14 protein-coding genes and 1 pseudogene are annotated in these 15,704 nt (G+C 70.6%); 8 read left to right on the top strand and 7 right to left on the bottom strand.

From position 1 onward, the window contains the following. Positions 1 to 43 precede the first annotated feature (43 nt). From cobT to ABZ826_RS16485, 3 genes are all read right to left on the bottom strand, one after another. Positions 44 to 1,156 carry a nicotinate-nucleotide--dimethylbenzimidazole phosphoribosyltransferase gene (gene cobT, locus ABZ826_RS16475; protein ID WP_361447711.1) on the bottom strand — a complete coding sequence of 371 codons (1,113 nt, stop codon included), beginning with the start codon at positions 1,154 to 1,156 and terminating at the stop codon, positions 44 to 46. A 95-nt stretch (positions 1,157 to 1,251) separates the two neighbouring features. After that, positions 1,252 to 2,091 carry a class I SAM-dependent methyltransferase gene (locus ABZ826_RS16480; RefSeq protein WP_361447713.1) on the bottom strand — a complete coding sequence of 280 codons (840 nt, stop codon included), beginning with the start codon at positions 2,089 to 2,091 and terminating at the stop codon, positions 1,252 to 1,254. A 106-nt stretch (positions 2,092 to 2,197) separates the two neighbouring features. Then, complete coding sequence (locus ABZ826_RS16485; RefSeq protein WP_361447715.1) at positions 2,198 to 3,400, bottom strand: bifunctional adenosylcobinamide kinase/adenosylcobinamide-phosphate guanylyltransferase; 1,203 nt, start codon at positions 3,398 to 3,400, stop codon at positions 2,198 to 2,200. 128 nt (positions 3,401 to 3,528) lie between these two features. Here ABZ826_RS16485 and ABZ826_RS16490 point away from each other — a divergent pair, with 128 nt between their 5' ends. Beyond that, positions 3,529 to 3,738 (top strand): hypothetical protein, encoded by a 210-nt coding sequence (locus ABZ826_RS16490; RefSeq protein WP_361447717.1) that lies wholly within the window; start codon positions 3,529 to 3,531, stop codon positions 3,736 to 3,738. Positions 3,739 to 3,882: 144 nt separating this feature from the next. Here the strand turns inward: ABZ826_RS16490 and ABZ826_RS16495 are convergent, their stop codons facing one another. The 3 genes from ABZ826_RS16495 to ABZ826_RS16505 form a co-directional block, all read right to left on the bottom strand. Next, entirely contained in the window at positions 3,883 to 4,959 is a 1,077-nt protein-coding gene (locus ABZ826_RS16495) for a trypsin-like peptidase domain-containing protein (RefSeq protein ID WP_361447719.1), read from the bottom strand. Positions 4,960 to 5,226: 267 nt separating this feature from the next. Further along, positions 5,227 to 5,979: a methyltransferase domain-containing protein gene (locus ABZ826_RS16500; protein WP_361447748.1), complete on the bottom strand. Its 753-nt coding sequence runs from the start codon at positions 5,977 to 5,979 to the stop codon at positions 5,227 to 5,229. A gap of 101 nt (positions 5,980 to 6,080) precedes the next feature. After that, a complete protein-coding gene (locus ABZ826_RS16505; RefSeq protein WP_361447721.1) occupies positions 6,081 to 6,680 on the bottom strand; it encodes a DUF3043 domain-containing protein in 600 nt (199 codons plus the stop codon). Between the two features lie 296 nt (positions 6,681 to 6,976). Here ABZ826_RS16505 and ABZ826_RS16510 point away from each other — a divergent pair, with 296 nt between their 5' ends. The 5 genes from ABZ826_RS16510 to ABZ826_RS16530 all read left to right on the top strand — a co-directional run bounded on the left by ABZ826_RS16510 (position 6,977) and on the right by ABZ826_RS16530 (position 13,638). Next, positions 6,977 to 7,759: a PspA/IM30 family protein gene (locus ABZ826_RS16510; RefSeq protein WP_114248945.1), complete on the top strand. Its 783-nt coding sequence runs from the start codon at positions 6,977 to 6,979 to the stop codon at positions 7,757 to 7,759. 9 nt (positions 7,760 to 7,768) lie between these two features. Beyond that, positions 7,769 to 8,047: a hypothetical protein gene (locus ABZ826_RS16515; RefSeq protein ID WP_351083289.1), complete on the top strand. Its 279-nt coding sequence runs from the start codon at positions 7,769 to 7,771 to the stop codon at positions 8,045 to 8,047. 316 nt (positions 8,048 to 8,363) lie between these two features. Continuing rightward, a complete protein-coding gene (locus tag ABZ826_RS16520; protein ID WP_361447724.1) occupies positions 8,364 to 9,623 on the top strand; it encodes a histidine kinase in 1,260 nt (419 codons plus the stop codon). Next, the gene (locus tag ABZ826_RS16525) at positions 9,620 to 10,315 is read left to right on the top strand and encodes a response regulator transcription factor (RefSeq protein ID WP_361447726.1); all 696 of its coding nucleotides are present in this window, start codon (positions 9,620 to 9,622) and stop codon (positions 10,313 to 10,315) included. The genes ABZ826_RS16520 and ABZ826_RS16525 overlap by 4 nt, the downstream gene beginning before the upstream one ends. 164 nt (positions 10,316 to 10,479) lie before the next feature. Further along, positions 10,480 to 13,638, top strand: coding sequence for an efflux RND transporter permease subunit (locus tag ABZ826_RS16530; RefSeq protein ID WP_361447728.1), 3,159 nt, complete (start codon positions 10,480 to 10,482; stop codon positions 13,636 to 13,638). Positions 13,639 to 13,791: 153 nt separating this feature from the next. Here the strand turns inward: ABZ826_RS16530 and nadA are convergent, their stop codons facing one another. Further along, on the bottom strand, positions 13,792 to 14,991 hold the full coding sequence (gene nadA, locus ABZ826_RS16535) for a quinolinate synthase NadA (RefSeq protein ID WP_361447730.1): 1,200 nt from the start codon (positions 14,989 to 14,991) through the stop codon (positions 13,792 to 13,794). Positions 14,992 to 15,214: 223 nt separating this feature from the next. Between nadA and ABZ826_RS16540 the strand changes: the two genes are divergently transcribed. Both ABZ826_RS16540 and ABZ826_RS16545 read left to right on the top strand, forming a co-directional pair. Continuing rightward, on the top strand, positions 15,215 to 15,571 hold the full coding sequence (locus ABZ826_RS16540; protein WP_030933606.1) for an iron-sulfur cluster assembly accessory protein: 357 nt from the start codon (positions 15,215 to 15,217) through the stop codon (positions 15,569 to 15,571). A 42-nt stretch (positions 15,572 to 15,613) separates the two neighbouring features. Next, positions 15,614 to 15,704: pseudogene (locus ABZ826_RS16545) on the top strand (zf-CGNR multi-domain protein); the annotation flags it as partial.

Below are 15,704 nucleotides of genomic sequence, written 5' to 3' on the forward strand. Positions count from 1 at the left end.
TGCTGCGGCCGGTTGTTCGGCGACCGCAGCTCTGCCGGGTCCGTCAGCCGTCGGTCGCGTCGCGATCGGCTCCGCTTCCGTCGGCCCCTTCGTCGGCACCGTCCTTCTCGTCGGCGACGGGTGCGCGCTCGGGCAGCTCCGCCGCCAGCGCGGCCGCGGCCCGAACAAGCGGAAGTGCCAGCAATGCCCCACTTCCTTCCCCCACCATGACGCCGTGGTCCAGCAAGGGGTTGAGTGCCATCCGGTCCAGGGCCTTGGCCTGCGCCGGCTCTCCGCTCGCCTGGCCCGCCAGCCACCAGTCCGGTGCCCGGAAGGCCGCCCGCTGACCCACCAGCGCACAGGCCGAGGAGACCACCCCGTCCAGGATCACCGGCAGCCTGCGCACCGCGCACTGCAGCAGGAACCCGGTCGTCGCCGCCAGATCCGCACCGCCCACCGCGGCCAGCAGCTCCAGCTGATCACCGAGGACCGGCCGGGCCCGGCGCAGCGCGTCCCGGATCGCCGCACACTTGCGCATCCACGCCAGATCGTCGATGCCCGCACCGCCGCGCCCGGTGACCACCGAGGCGTCCGTGCCGCACAGCGCCGCGATCAGCGTGGCCGCGGCCGTCGTACCACCGACGCTCAGATCGCCGAGCACCACCAGATCGGTGCCCGAGTCGGCCTCCTCGTCGGCGATCGTCATGCCCAGACGCACCGCCCGCTCGGCCTCCTCGGCCGTCAGCGCGTCCTCGATGTCGATCCGGCCGCTGCCGCGCCGCACCCGGTGACGGACCACCGACTCGGGCAGCAGCTCCGGGTCGCAGTCCAGACCGGCGTCGATGATCCGCACCGGTACGGAGAACTGGCGGGCCAGCACGGCGAGCGGGGTGGAACCCTCCAGCGTGGCGCGTACCAGCTCGTACGCGGTTTTGGCGGGGCGCCCGGAGACACCCAGCTCGGCCACCCCGTGGTCGCCGGCGAAGAGCACCACGCGCGGCTGCTCGATCGCCCTGACCGGTACGGACTGCTGGGCGGCGGAGAGCCATTCGCCCAGCTCGTCCAGGCGGCCGAGGGCGCCCGGAGGAACGGCCAGGCGCTCCCGGCGTTCCTCGGCGTCGCGCCGTACGCCGCCGTCGGGGCGTTCGATCAGGTCGGAGAAGTCGTCCAGATTCACGGGGATCTGCCTCGCGGGTCGATGCGTTCAGTGGGCCGGTGAGCCCGGCGGCGGGCTCACTGCGGAACAGTACCCGTCACGTTTCTGACGCCCGGTCAGTGCGGAGTTCCGCCTCCGAACCGCAGCTGCGTCATCGCGGGTGTCAGGGTCCGCAGCCCCGGCAGCAGCGACTGGAGCCGGATCAGTTCGCCCATCGCGCCCCGACCCCGCGGGAGCCGCAGCGCCCGCACCTCGGTGATCGCCGGATGCGCACCGCGCAGCTTGTGCCGCTCGCCGGGGTTCATCGCCCAGCGCATCGGCGGAATGGTCATCCGGCCGACCTTCGACGTACCGGCCACCGTGCCCCTGGCCAGCCAGCGCGCCATCGTGTCCAGGACCAGGATGCCGCCGGGCAGGCGTTCGGCGCAGCCCGCCAGGATCCTCCGTACCTCGGGGGGCGGCAGATACATCAGCAGCCCCTGCGTCGTCACGACGACCCCGCGGCCCACCGGGTCCTCGATCTCGTCCAGCCAGGACAGATCGGTCGCCGACCGGGCCAGGGTGCGCAGCCGGTCGGAGGCGGGCAGCAGCGCCCGGCGCAGCTCGGCGACCTCCGGCAGCTCCACGCTCAGCCAGTTCAGCCGATGGTTGTCGACCCGCCAGAAGCCGGTCTCCAGCCCGTCGCCGAGCGCGACCACCGTGGCCTGCGGCCGGTCGGCGAGATACTTCTGCACGGCCAGGTCGAAACAGCGCGAGCGCAGCCCCTGGGCCTGCGAGTGGAACGCGTTCGGCCGCCCGAACCGCTCCTCGAAGGGGTAGTCCAGATCCTCCAGCAGCCGCAGGGCCATCGGATCGTCCAGTACCGGGTAGGGCTGACCCGCCTCGTACGCCCGGTTGTAGAGCGTCCACAACAAGGTCTCGGGAATCCCGTTCAGCATCGGTCGTACACGTGCCATGTCCGCTCCTCCTGGTTCTCGCGTTGCGTCAGCGCTTCCGCGCTCTGCTTCCGTGTTCCGTTCCCGTGTTCCGTTCCCCAGTCCCGTTGCCGTCGCCGTGTTCCGGTCAGCCTCGCAGCGTCAGCACCTGTCCGGCCACCACCAGCAGCACCTGCTCGCACTCGTCGGCGAACGCGGCGTTCAACCGCCCCAGCTCGTCCCGGAACCGTCGCCCGGCAGCCGTCGCGGGCACCACGCCCGAGCCGGTCTCGTTGGTCACGGCGACGACCGTGCGCCGCGTTCCGCGCACCGCGGCGACCAGCTCGGCGGTCCGCTTCCGCAGCGCGTCCTCGCCGCCGCCCGCCCACGCCACGTCGTCCCAGGCGCCCACCCGGTCCATCGCGTCCGTCAGCCACAACGACAGACAGTCGATCAGCAGCGGCGGCCCGTCCGATTCCAGCAGCTCCACCAGCTCGCAGGTCTCCTCGGTACGCCAGGCGGCGGGTCTGCGCTCCCGGTGCAGTCCGATCCGGGCCGCCCACTCCGCGTCCCCTTCCCTGCCTCCACCGGTCGCCACGTAGACCACCTCGGGGTACGTCTCCAGCCGCCGCTCGGCCTCCACCGACTTCCCCGACCTGGCGCCGCCGGTCACCAGCGTGCGCCGCGGTGCCTCCCGCACCGCGTGGTACTCGCCCACCACCAGCGTCGTCCCGTCCGGCACGGCCCGCGCACCGGCCGCGGCGAGCCGCCGGTCCAGCTCGGCGCCGGGCGGCGCGTCGTGGTCCAGGTGGACGGCGACGACCTCGGTGGCCGGCCCGATCGCCTCGACGGCCCGCAGCCGTGCCACCGCGTCCGGCCGCCCGACGACATCGCCGACCACCATGTCGTACGGCTGCGCCACCCGGTCCGCGAGACCGGAGGGGGCGCCGCCCGGCGGCAGGTAGAGCATCCGGGCACCCTCCGGCGCGGTCACCTCGTAGCCCGTACCCGGCGCGTCCATCGGCACCGCCCGCACCCGGTGCCCGCTGATCAGTGTCAGCTCCCGCCCGTCCGGCACCCGTCCCGCCGGGGGCAGGCCGGCGGGCAGTTCCACGGCGGGCCCGTCGTGCGGGTGGGTGAGCAGCACCTGCCGTACGCCGGTGAGCGAGTGCCCCGCACGGGCCGCGGCGAACACGGCCCCCGGAGTGAGATCGAGCAGCAGCGCGTCGTCGACCAGCAGGGCGGTCGCGGCCCGCGAGCGCGTCCCGCGGGCGGTGGCGCAGGCGGCGCATGGGCAATCGGGCCGCGGCAGCCCGTCGGGGGCTCCGGTGCCGAGCAGAGTCAGTTCCACGTCTCCGATCCTCCCGCGTCCGTGCGACGGCTGCGCGACCTGGGGGGTGTCCGGACCGGTGCACGCCCCGTTCCGTCACTGGTTGGAGGCACTAGGCTGCGGGCAGCAAAGTGACCCAGGAGGCGGACATGGCGTGGACGTGGCGGTTCGAGAAGTCCGACGGTACGGAGACGGAGCCGGCCCTGCGGCCGGAGGAATTCACGACGCAGGGCGACGCGGAGTCCTGGATCGGTGAGTACTGGAAGGAACTCCTCGACGGCGGGGCGGACCAGGCGACGCTCTTCGAGGACACGACGAAGATCTACGGCCCCATGAGCCTCCAGGCCGACCAGGGCTGACCCGCCCCGACGCGTGGCGGCCGTGCGTGCGGTCGGCGTACGTGTGGCGGGCGTACGTGTGGCGGGCGTACGGGCTCGGGCTTGGCGCCGAGCCCGTACGGCCGCGGGTCGGCGGCATGGGGGCGTCCGGGCCGCGGACTGAGGTCAGATCTCGCCCAGAGCGACCTGCGCGGTCTTCTCCGCCCCGTTGCGCAGATACGTCACGGTGACCTTCTGGCCCGGCTTGTCCGAGGCCAGCGCCTCCGACAGCGACGTGATCGTCGTGACCGGCAGATCACCGAGCTTGGTGATGATGTCGCCGACCCGAAGCCCCGCCTTGTCCGCGGCGCCGCCCTTCGTCACGCTGACCAGTGCCACTCCGGCCGGCTGGTAGTTCGTGTCGACGACCGTGCGCCCGACGACGTTCAGCGCCGCCCGGCCCGAGTCGGTGACCCTGCCGCTCTTGATGATCTGGTCGGCGACCGTCTTCACCATCGACACGGGGATGGCGAACCCGATTCCCGGTGCCGCGGTGTCGCCCATCTGCGGGTCGATCGCCGCCAGGGTCGGGATGCCGATCACCTCGCTGTCGAGGTTGACCAGCGCGCCACCGCTGTTCCCCGGATTGATCGCCGCCGAGGTCTGCACCATGTTCGCGATGGTCGCGCCCGAGCCGCCGCCCGCGCGGCTTTCGCTGACGGTCCGGCCGAGCGCCGAGACGATGCCCTGGGTGACGCTGGAGGACAGCCCGAGCGGCGAGCCCATCGCCAGCACGATCTGCCCCACCTCGACCTTGTCCGAGTCGCCGAACTTCGCGGGCTTCAGCCCCTTCGGCACGGTGTCCAGCTTGATGACGGCCAGATCCTGTTCCGGATAGGAGGCGACCAGCGTGGCGCCCTCCACCTTCTCGCCGGTGGCGACGGTGACCTTGAACGTCCTCTCGTTACCGACCACATGGGCGTTGGTGACGATGTGGCCCTTGGAGTCGTAGACGACGCCGGAGCCCAGGCTGTTGCCGGCTTCGATCTGCACGACCGACGGCAGCACATTCTTGATCACGGCCTGGTACTCGCTCTGCAGATCACTGGCGGCGTGGGGGGCGGAGGCCGACTTGGTGGGATCGGTGCTCGGTGAATCGGAGCTCGCGTCCGAGCAGCCGCTCACCAGGGCGAGCGCACAGACACCCGCGGTCAGAGGCAGCAGCAGACGACGTACACGGCTGCGGGAGTGGAATGCGTTCATGTCCGGATTGTCGCTTCTGGCCCTCTTGGTGGCCTCTTGGGAGCGGCTGACCGGGCGCACCCCGCCGGGGCAGGCGGGCCCGGCGGGGTCCGAACGAGAGGCCCCAAGGGCTGTCCCGTAATCCCTGGCGGGCGCGCGACGGCAGCTACGGCGCCTCGCCGCGTTGTCGGAACGTCCGCATGCATCCCGTATGCGGACGTCCCTCCGCCTTGTGATGCACCGTATCCGACGCTGCGCGCCGATCCACCAGGGTTTACGGGACAGCCCTCAGCCCCGTACCCCGCACAGGTGCAGCAGCGCGGCCACCCGGCGGTACGGCTCCGTCCGCCCGGCCCGGTCCTCTGCGGCCAGCACCCGTTCCAGTTCGGCGGCGGCCGGCAGTTCCACGTCGTTGCTGACGTCGTCCGTGAAGACGCGCACCCCGTACCAGGCGTGCAGGGGCGCGGCGATCCCGGCGAGCGTGGCCGTCAGGGCGTCCAACCGGTCGGCGCGGACCGCGAGGCCCAGCCGGTTGGTGTATGTATCCGTGTCGAAGGCGGCCAGTGCGGTGTCCCAGTCCCCGGCGCTGCCGGGCCGCATCGCCAGCGCGTCGGCGTTCCGCACGAGCAGCGAGAGCAGTCCGCCGGGGGCCAGCATCCGCGCCAGTCCGGCCAGCATCGCGTCCGGCTCCCGGACATACATCAGCACGCCGTGGCAGAGCACCACGTCGAAGCTGCCGGGCAGGAAATGCACCCCGGTGTCCAGGCCGTCGCCCTCGATCAGCCGGACCCGCTCACGGATGCCCGGGGGTTCGCTGCCGAGCGCCTCACGGGCCACCCGCAGCATCTCCGCTTCGGACTCCAGGCCCGTGACGGTGTGACCGGCCCTGGCCAGGCGCAGCGCCTGGGTGCCCTGGCCCATGCCGACGTCGAGGACGCGCAGCCGCTGCCCCACCGGGAAGCGGGCGGCTATCTGCTCGTCGAGCTGTCGCGCGACGAGCTCCTGGCGGACGGTGTTGCGCAGTCCGCCGAGCCCCTTCAGCCACACCGGGGCAGCTCCCGAGAATCCGGTGACCAGGGCGGGTGCGGCGCGGTCCGGCGAGTCGGCGACAGGACTGCCGACCGAGCCGGAGATGTCTGTGCTCAGGGTCGCTCTCCGCGCTTGACCTGCGGCTTCGGCAGCCGGAGCCGACGCATCTGAAGCGTACGCATCAGGCCGTAGGCGACCGCGCCGCGCTTCGGAGTATTGGGGAAGCGCGCGTTCAGCTGCTTCTTCAGGCGGAACGCGAGACCGATCGAGTCGACGACGATCAGCACGATCACGATGAGCCAGAGCAGCAGGGAGATGTTCTGGATGTTCCGCACCTGGATCACGCTGAGGATCAGAATGATCACGGCGAGCGGCAGGAAGAACTCCGCGATGCAGAAACGCGAGTCCACGTAGTCGCGGACGAAGCGCCGCACCGGGCCCTTGTCGCGAACCGGCAGATAGCGCTCGTCGCCACTGGCGAGCGCCTCACGCTGCTTGGCCAGGTCCACACGGCGCGCTTCGCGCTGCCGCTTCGTGGCCTCCTTGCGGTCGAGCGGCGCACCACTGGAGGCGCGACGGCGCTGCGACTGGGCATCGCTGCGCTTGGGGGTGGGGCGACCTTTGGGGGCCTGCGGGTCGCGGGGCTGCTTGGAGAGGTCTGCCGTCACCTTGCCGGTGGGCGCCTTCTCTTCCTTCGAACGGCTACGGAACACAAGGCCCAAGGGTACGGGTTCGATCGCCGGGACCCCAGGCCGGTCGGGAACGATCCGGCAACGGCCTGCGTCCTCGCCGGTGTCCCCAAGGGTTCCGCGCGGACGTCGACACCGGCTTCCCCGACCACCACCTACTCCCTGGGCCGGAGCGGTGACCAGGCGCAGTCGTCCTTGGGGAGGAGCACATCTGTGCTCCAACAGTGCGGTAATAGAGACAGGGCCCGTACTGTGGGTTCTGTTGGAGTGCTGGAGCTCAGTCCGTCAGAAGGGGGCGCGCGAAGCCCATGAGCGGTGTCATGAAGCGTATGGGGATGATCTTCCGCGCGAAGGCAAACAAGGCCCTTGACCGGGCCGAGGATCCGCGCGAGACCCTCGATTACTCGTACCAGAAGCAGCTGGAGCTGCTTCAGAAGGTGCGCCGCGGGGTGGCCGATGTGGCGACTTCGCGCAAGCGGCTGGAGCTGCAGCTGAATCAGCTGCAGGGTCAGTCGTCCAAGCTGGAGGACCAGGGCCGCAAGGCGCTCGCGCTCGGTCGCGAGGACCTGGCCCGCGAGGCGCTGTCCCGGCGCGCCGCACTCCAGCAGCAGGTCACCGACCTGGAGACGCAGCACAGCACGCTGCAGGGTGAGGAGGAGAAGCTCACTCTCGCGGCCCAGCGGCTTCAGGCCAAGGTCGATGCCTTCCGGACCAAGAAGGAGACCATCAAGGCCACCTACACCGCTGCCCAGGCGCAGACCCGGATCGGCGAGGCCTTCTCCGGGATCTCCGAGGAGATGGGCGATGTCGGCCTGGCGATCCAGCGGGCCGAGGACAAGACCCAGCAGCTGCAGGCACGGGCGGGCGCGATCGACGAGCTGCTCGCCTCCGGAGCCCTGGACGACCCGACCGGGACGGCGAAGGACGACATCGCCGCCGAGCTGGACCGGATCTCCGGTGGTACGGATGTGGAGCTGGAGCTGCAGCGCATGAAGGCCGAGCTGGCCGGCGGCTCCACCCAGCAGCAGGCGATCGAGGGCGGCCCACAGGATGCCGCGCAGCAGCAGTCGTCGCAGTCCCCGCACAGGTTCGACAAGAGTTGAGGCGGCGTCATGATCGTACGGATCATGGGGGAGGGCCAGGTCGCACTGGCCGACAGCCATCTCGCCGAGCTCGATGAGCTCGACGACGAACTGCTCGCCGAGGTGGAGCGGGGTGACGGCCCAGGCTTTCGTTCCACCCTCCACGCGCTCCTCGCCAGGGTGCGCGAACTCGGCACACCCTTGCCGGACGACTCCCTGGAGCCGTCCGGGCTGATCCTGCCGTCGTCCGACGCGACCCTCGAAGAGGTGCGCGCCATGCTCCGCGACGACGGTCTGATCCCCGGCTGACGCCGGGCGTTCTCCAGCTCCCGCACGAGTCGGTGCCCCGCGTCCGGTCCGCCGGACACGGGGCACGGCTGTGTCCGGTCCGGTGGACCCGGCCCGCCGTACCGTCCGGACCGCGCTTCTGGCACGCGGCGTCGGCGTGCCGGCGGGATCGCGCTCCTGACACACGGCGTCGGCGTGCCGTCCGGACCACGCTCCGGACGTTCGGCGCATTCCGGGTGTCGCGCACTCCAGGTGCTCCGCCCACCCGCGTGCTCCGTGCCGATGCCTCCGTACGACCCGGACGATTCCCGCGCGACACGCCGTAACGTAGCTTGACGTGACCACCCTCGGAACCGGGGTTCAGCGCGTCCGGCACTGGCTGCGCGACCATCCCCTCGCGCTGGACGCGACGCTCGCCCTGGCCGTGCTCGTGGCCATGATCATCGGATCGTTCGTCGAGCCGAACGGACCCGACGGACCCACCTTCGGTACCCGTACGCCCGAAGCGACCAGCGTGCTCCTGATGGTGCTCGGTGCCGTCGCGCTCATCTGGCGGCGGCGGAGCCCCATGCCGGTGCTCGCGGCCACCGCCGCGCTGACCGTCGTCGAGCTGGTGCGATTCGACCCGCCGGCCCCGGTGGTGATGAGCACCGTGATCGCGCTGTACACCGTCGCCTCCCGCACCGACCGGCCCACCACCTGGCGGGTGGGCCTGCTCACGATGGCCGTGCTGACGGCCGCCGCGATGCTCTTCGGTACGCCGCCCTGGTACAGCCAGGAGAACTTCGGCGTCTTCGCCTGGACCGGTATGGCCGGGGCCGCGGGGGACGCCGTCCGTTCCAGGCGGGCCTTCGTCGACGCGATCCGGGAGCGCGCCGAACGGGCCGAGCGCACCCGCGACGAGGAGGCCCGGCGCCGGGTCGCCGAGGAGCGGCTGCGGATCGCCCGCGATCTGCACGATGTCGTCGCCCACCACATCGCCCTGGTCAACGTCCAGGCCGGCGTCGCCGCCCACGTCATGGACAAGCGCCCCGACCAGGCCAAGGAGGCGCTGGCTCACGTCCGGGAGGCGAGCCGCTCCGCGCTGAACGAACTGCGGGCCACCGTCGGGCTGTTGCGGCAGTCCGGCGACCCGGAGGCGCCGACCGAACCGGCCCCGGGCCTCGCGGTCCTCGACGAACTGGTGGACACCCTCCGGCGGGCCGGGCTCCCGGTCGAGGTGGCCTGCACCGACCGGCGGTCCCCGCTGCCCGCGGCCGTCGACCTGGCCGCGTACCGGGTGATCCAGGAGGCGCTGACCAATGTGCGCAAGCACGCGGGCCCCGGGGCGAGGGCCGAGGTGAGTGTCGTACGGGTCGGGGGCACGGCCGAGGTGACTGTGATCGACAACGGCTCGGGCGGGGGCGGACACAACGGGGACGGCGGCGGTCATGGCCTCCTCGGCATGCGCGAACGCGTTACCGCGCTCGGCGGTTCCCTCACCGCCGGGCCCCGCTACGGCGGTGGATTCCGGGTCCATGCGATCCTGCCCGTCAAGGCCCGCACGGCAGAGCCGGATGAGCCGGGCGCGGCGGGCCGGACGGGGGAGAACACATGACGCCGCCCATCAAGGTGCTGCTCGTCGACGACCAGGCGCTGCTGCGCAGCGCGTTCCGGGTGCTGGTCGACTCGGAGGCCGACATGGAGGTGGTCGGCGAGGCGGCGGACGGCGCACAGGCCGTGGCGCTGGCCCGCTCGACCCGGGCCGATGTGGTGCTGATGGACATCCGGATGCCCGGTACGGACGGACTCGCCGCGACCCGCATGATCAGCGCCGATCCGGAACTGGCAGACGTACGGGTCGTCATGCTCACCACCTTCGAGGTGGACGAGTACGTGGTGCAGTCGCTGCGGGCCGGGGCCTCCGGCTTCCTCGGCAAAGGGGCGGAACCGGAGGAACTGCTCAACGCCATCCGTGTCGCCGCGGGCGGCGAGGCGCTGCTCTCGCCCGCCGCGACCAAGGGGCTGATCGCCACCTTCCTCGCGCAGGGCGGCAGCTCGGACGACGACGGACCGAGCGCCGCGGAGTACTCCGACCGGCTCGCCGCGCTGACCGGCCGCGAACGCGAAGTACTGGTCCTGGTCGCGGGCGGGCACTCCAACGACGAGATCGCCGAGCGGCTCGTGGTCAGCCCCCTCACCGTGAAGACCCATGTGAACAGGGCGATGGCGAAGCTGGGCGCCCGGGATCGGGCTCAATTGGTGGTAATTGCCTATGAATCGGGCCTGGTGCGCCCTCGGGTGGAGTGAGGGTGGAGATACGGCGTACTCCACCTGCGGTATGCGCGGCATAAGAAAGCGACCCTGGGACCGACGCTTTCGCACCCGTCGACGGGTGATCGTGTAGGTGGGTCGGGTCTGTCCCCCAGCCGCCCGCCCATCTGCCGCGTAAGCCACAGAAGAGAGACCCACCCATGTCCTGGCTGTCCAGATTCAGCCTCGCGCAACGGGCCCTGATCGGACTGATCTCGATCGTCGCGCTCGTATTCGGAGCGATCGCGATCCCGCAGCTCAAGCAGCAGCTGCTGCCCACCATCGAACTCCCGATGGTGTCGGTGCTCGCCCCCTACCAGGGTGCGTCCCCCGATGTGGTCGAGAAGCAGGTCGTCGAACCGCTTGAGAAATCCATCAAGGCCGTCGACGGTGTCACCGGCACCACCTCGACCGCCAGCGAGGGCAACGCCGTCATCATGGCGACCTTCGACTTCGGCAGCGAGGGCACCAAGCAGCTCGTCGCCGACATCCAGCAGGCGGTGAACCGCGCCCGCGTCCAGCTTCCGGACTCCGTGGACCCGCAGGTCGTCGCCGGTTCGACGGACGACATGCCGACCGTCGTCCTCGCCGTCACCTCCGACAAGGACCAGCAGGCCCTCGCCGACCAGTTGGACCGCACGGTCGTTCCCGCCCTGGAGAACATCAGCGGCGTCGGCCAGGTCTCCGTCGACGGTGTGCAGGACCTCCAGGTCTCCATCACCCCCGACGACAAGAAGCTCAGCTCCGCCGGTCTGAACGCCGCGACGCTCGCCCAGGCGCTCCAGGCGGGCGGCGCGACCGTCCCCGCCGGCTCCTTCTCGGAGTCGGGCAAGAGCCGTACCGTCCAGGTCGGCGGCGCCTTCACCTCCCTGAAGCAGATCGAGGACCTGCGGGTCACCGCCAAGGACCCGGCGACCGGCGGGTCCGGCAAGCCGGTTCGCGTCGGTGACGTCGCCACGGTGAAGCAGGAGCCGTCCAGCGCGGTCTCCATCACCCGCACCAACGGCAAGCCGAGCCTCGCCGTGATGGCCACGATGGACAAGGACGGCAGCGCCGTCGCCATCTCGGACGCGGTCAAGGAGAAGCTCCCCGACCTCCGCAAGGACCTCGGCGCCGGCGCCGAACTGACGGTCGTCTCCGACCAGGGCCCCGCCGTCTCCAAGGCGATCTCCGGTCTGACCACCGAGGGCGCGCTCGGCCTGCTCTTCGCGGTCATCGTGATCCTGGTCTTCCTCGCGTCGCTGCGCTCGACGCTGGTCACCGCGGTCTCCATTCCGCTCTCCGTGGTTCTCGCGCTGATCGTGCTCTGGACCCGCGACCTGTCGCTCAACATGCTCACGCTCGGCGCGCTGACCATCGCGATCGGCCGTGTCGTCGACGACTCGATCGTGGTCCTGGAGAACATCAAGCGGCACCTCGGCTACGGCGAGGAGCGCCAGTCGGCGATCATCACCGGGGTGAAGGAAGTGGCCGGTGCGGTCACCTCCTCGACCCTCACCACGGTCGCCGTCTTCCTGCCGATCGGTCTCGTCGGCGGCATGGTCGGCGAACTGTTCGGCTCGTTCTCGCTGACCGTCACCGCGGCCCTGCTGGCCTCCCTGCTGGTCTCGCTGACCGTCGTCCCCGTCCTGTCGTTCTGGTTCCTGCGCGCCCCCGAGGGCAGCACGGAGAACCCGGACGAGGCCCGTCGCAAGGCCGAGGAGAAGGAAGCCCGCAGCCCGCTCCAGCGGCTGTACGTCCCGGTGCTGCGCTTCGCGACCCGGCGCCGTGTCACCAGCATCGTCATCGCCATCGTGGTGCTGTTCGGCACCTTCGGCATGGCCCCGCTGCTGAAGACCAACTTCTTCGACCAGGGCGAGCAGGAGGTCCTCTCCATCAAGCAGGAGCTGGCCCCCGGTACCAGCCTGGCGGCGGCCGACGCGGCGGCCAAGAAGGTCGAGAAGGTCCTCACCGGCGACAAGGGCGTCAAGGACTACCAGGTCACCGTCGGCTCCTCCGGCTTCATGGCGGCCTTCGGCGGCGGTACGGGCTCCAACCAGGCCTCGTACCAGATCACGCTGAAGGACGCGGGCGACTCCGAGGCCGTGCAGAAGCGCCTGGACGCAGAGCTCGGCAAGCTCGACGGCATCGGTGACACCACCGTCTCCGCGGGCGGCAGCTTCGGCAGCCAGGACCTCAGCGTCGTGGTGAAGGCCGCCGACGCGGACGTCCTGAAGAAGGCCTCCGAAGAGGTACGGGCCGAGGTGGCCAAGCTCAAGGACGTCACCGACGTCCAGAGCGACCTGGCGCAGAGCGTCCCGCGGATCTCGGTCAAGGCCAACGCCAAGGCCGCGGAGGCCGGTTTCGACCAGACCACGCTCGGCGCGGCGGTCGCCGGCGCGGTGCGGGGTACCCCGGCCGGCAAGGCGATCATGGATGACACCGAGCGTGACGTCGTCATCAAGTCCGCCCACCCGGCCACCACGATGGCCGAGCTGAAGAACCTCTCGCTCGGTCCGGTGAAGCTCGGCCAGATCGCCGATGTCGAGCTGGTCCCCGGACCGGTCTCGATGACCCGGATCGACGGCCAGCGCGCCGCGACCATCACCGCCAAGCCCATCGGTGACAACACCGGCGCGGTCGGTGCCTCGCTCCAGACGAAGATCAACGCCCTGAAGCTCCCGGACGGTGCCACGGCCACCATCGGTGGTGTCTCCCAGGACCAGAACGACGCGTTCCTGAAGCTCGGCCTGGCCATGCTGGCCGCGATCGCGATCGTCTTCATGCTGCTCGTGGCGACCTTCCGGTCGCTGGCCCAGCCGCTGATCCTGCTGGTCTCCATCCCGTTCGCGGCGACCGGAGCGATCGGCCTGCTCGTGGTCACCGGCACCCCGATGGGCGTACCGGCGATGATCGGCATGCTGATGCTGATCGGCATCGTGGTCACCAACGCGATCGTGCTGATCGACCTGATCAACCAGTACCGGACGCAGGGCATGGGCGTCGTCGAGGCGGTCATCGAGGGCGGCCGTCACCGGCTCCGCCCGATCCTGATGACGGCACTCGCGACGATCTTCGCCCTGCTCCCGATGGCGCTCGGCGTCACCGGCGAGGGCGGCTTCATCTCGCAGCCGCTCGCGGTCGTGGTGATCGGCGGCCTGGTCACCTCGACCCTGCTGACCCTGCTGCTGGTGCCGACGCTCTACGCGATGGTGGAGCTCCGCAAGGAGCGCCGCGCGAAGAAGAAGGCGGCGAAGCGGGCGAAGAAGGAGGGCCTGTCCGTCTCGGCGGAGGCGGAGGAGATCACTGCCTCCGAGGAGCCCGAGCCCGCGAAGGCGTAACGCGCGGGGAATGCGAAGGCCCCGGCACCGTGGGAACGGTGCCGGGGCCTTCCCGCGTCTGTGGCCGATCCGGGCGCTCCGGGCCCGTGCGCGCGACAGGACGCCACGGCCGCGCCCGGCGCTGCAGCACCGACCGGGCCTCGCTCGACGCCCCTACGGCAGGGCCAGCATCCGCTCCAGCGCCAGCTTCGCGTACTTCTCCGTCTCCGGGTCGACCTCGATCCGGTTGACCAGGTTCCCCTCGGCCAGCGACTCCAGCGTCCACACCAGGTGTGGCAGGTCGATGCGGTTCATCGTCGAGCAGAAGCACACCGTCTTGTCGAGGAAGACGATCTCCTTGTCCTCGGCGGCGAAGCGGTTCGCCAGGCGTCGCACGAGGTTCAGCTCGGTGCCGATCGCCCACTTGGAGCCGGCCGGGGCCGCCTCCAGGGCCTTGATGATGTACTCCGTCGAGCCGACGTAGTCCGCCGCCGCCACGACCTCGTGCTTGCACTCCGGGTGCACCAGCACATTGACACCCGGTATCCGCTCGCGCACATCGTTGACGGAGTCGACCGAGAAGCGCCCGTGCACCGAGCAGTGCCCGCGCCACAGGATCATCTTGGCGTCGCGCAGCTCCTCGGCGGTCAGACCGCCGTTCGGCTTGTGCGGGTTGTAGAGGACACAGTCCGCGAGCGTCATCCCCATGTCCCGGACCGCGGTGTTCCGGCCCAGGTGCTGGTCGGGCAGGAAGAGCACCTTGACTGCCGAGGGCTCACCCTGCTCGAAGGCCCATTCCAGCGCCCGCTTCGCGTTGGAGGAGGTGCAGATCGTGCCGCCGTGCCGCCCGGTGAACGCCTTGATGTCGGCGGATGAGTTCATGTACGAGACGGGGACGACCTGTTCGGCGACCCCGGCCTCGGTCAGCACGTCCCAGCACTCGGCGACCTGCTCGGCGGTGGCCATGTCGGCCATGGAGCAGCCCGCCGCCAGGTCCGGCAGCACGACCTTCTGGTCCTCGGTGGTCAGGATGTCGGCGGACTCCGCCATGAAGTGCACGCCGCAGAAGACGATGTACTCGGCCTCCGGGCGCGCCGCCGCGTCCCGGGCGAGCTTGAACGAGTCGCCGGTGACGTCCGCGAACTGGATGACCTCGTCGCGCTGGTAGTGGTGGCCGAGGACGAACACCTTGTCCCCGAGCTTCTCCTTCGCCGCGCGGGCGCGCTCCACCAGGTCCGGGTCGGACGGGGAGGGCAGGTCGCCGGGGCACTCGACGCCGCGCTCGCTCTTCGGGTCGGCCTCCCGGCCGAGCAGGAGCAGGGCGAGGGGCGTCGGCTGGACGTCGAGATCCTGGACGGGGTGGGCCGTGGTCACGTCACGTACCCTTTCTTTGAGCCTTTTCGTCTAATTGACGTTATCTATCATATCCGGTTCACGTCACTTTGACGATGGTCATAGTGTCGATGTGACGCATCCCCGGAGGCGGCCGGTGTGCGAGCATGAATGGAACAGGCAAGCGCTCGGCCCGGAATGAATCCGCGGTCCCGACGGTTGCAACGTCGGCAAGCAGTCTCCGTACAACCCGGGAGAGAAGCAGATGTCCGTATCGGACGAGACCACCACCGTGAGCGACGGCATCCTCCTGTCCGACGCCGCCGCAGCCAAGGTCAAGGGCCTGCTGGAGCAGGAAGGCCGTGACGACCTGGCGCTGCGCGTCGCCGTCCAGCCCGGCGGCTGCTCGGGCCTGCGCTACCAGCTCTTCTTCGACGAGCGTTCGCTCGACGGCGACGTCGTGAAGGACTTCGACGGCGTCAAGGTCGTCACCGACCGGATGAGCGCTCCCTACCTGGGCGGTGCCTCCATCGACTTCGTCGACACCATCGAGAAGCAGGGCTTCACGATCGACAACCCCAACGCCACAGGCTCCTGCGCCTGCGGCGACTCCTTCAGCTGAGCCCCGAGGGCGACGGCGGAACGGCACAGAGGCGGCGGCCCCGATGTGACCCGCTTCCGGTCCGTACGGGCACGGCTGCGCGCCGTCTTCGAAGCGGCCGACGGCGGTGACGAGACGCTCGCCGTCGACCTGC

Source organism: Streptomyces sp. NPDC047515, assembly GCF_040643055.1.
Taxonomy (GTDB): Bacteria; Actinomycetota; Actinomycetes; order Streptomycetales; family Streptomycetaceae; genus Streptomyces.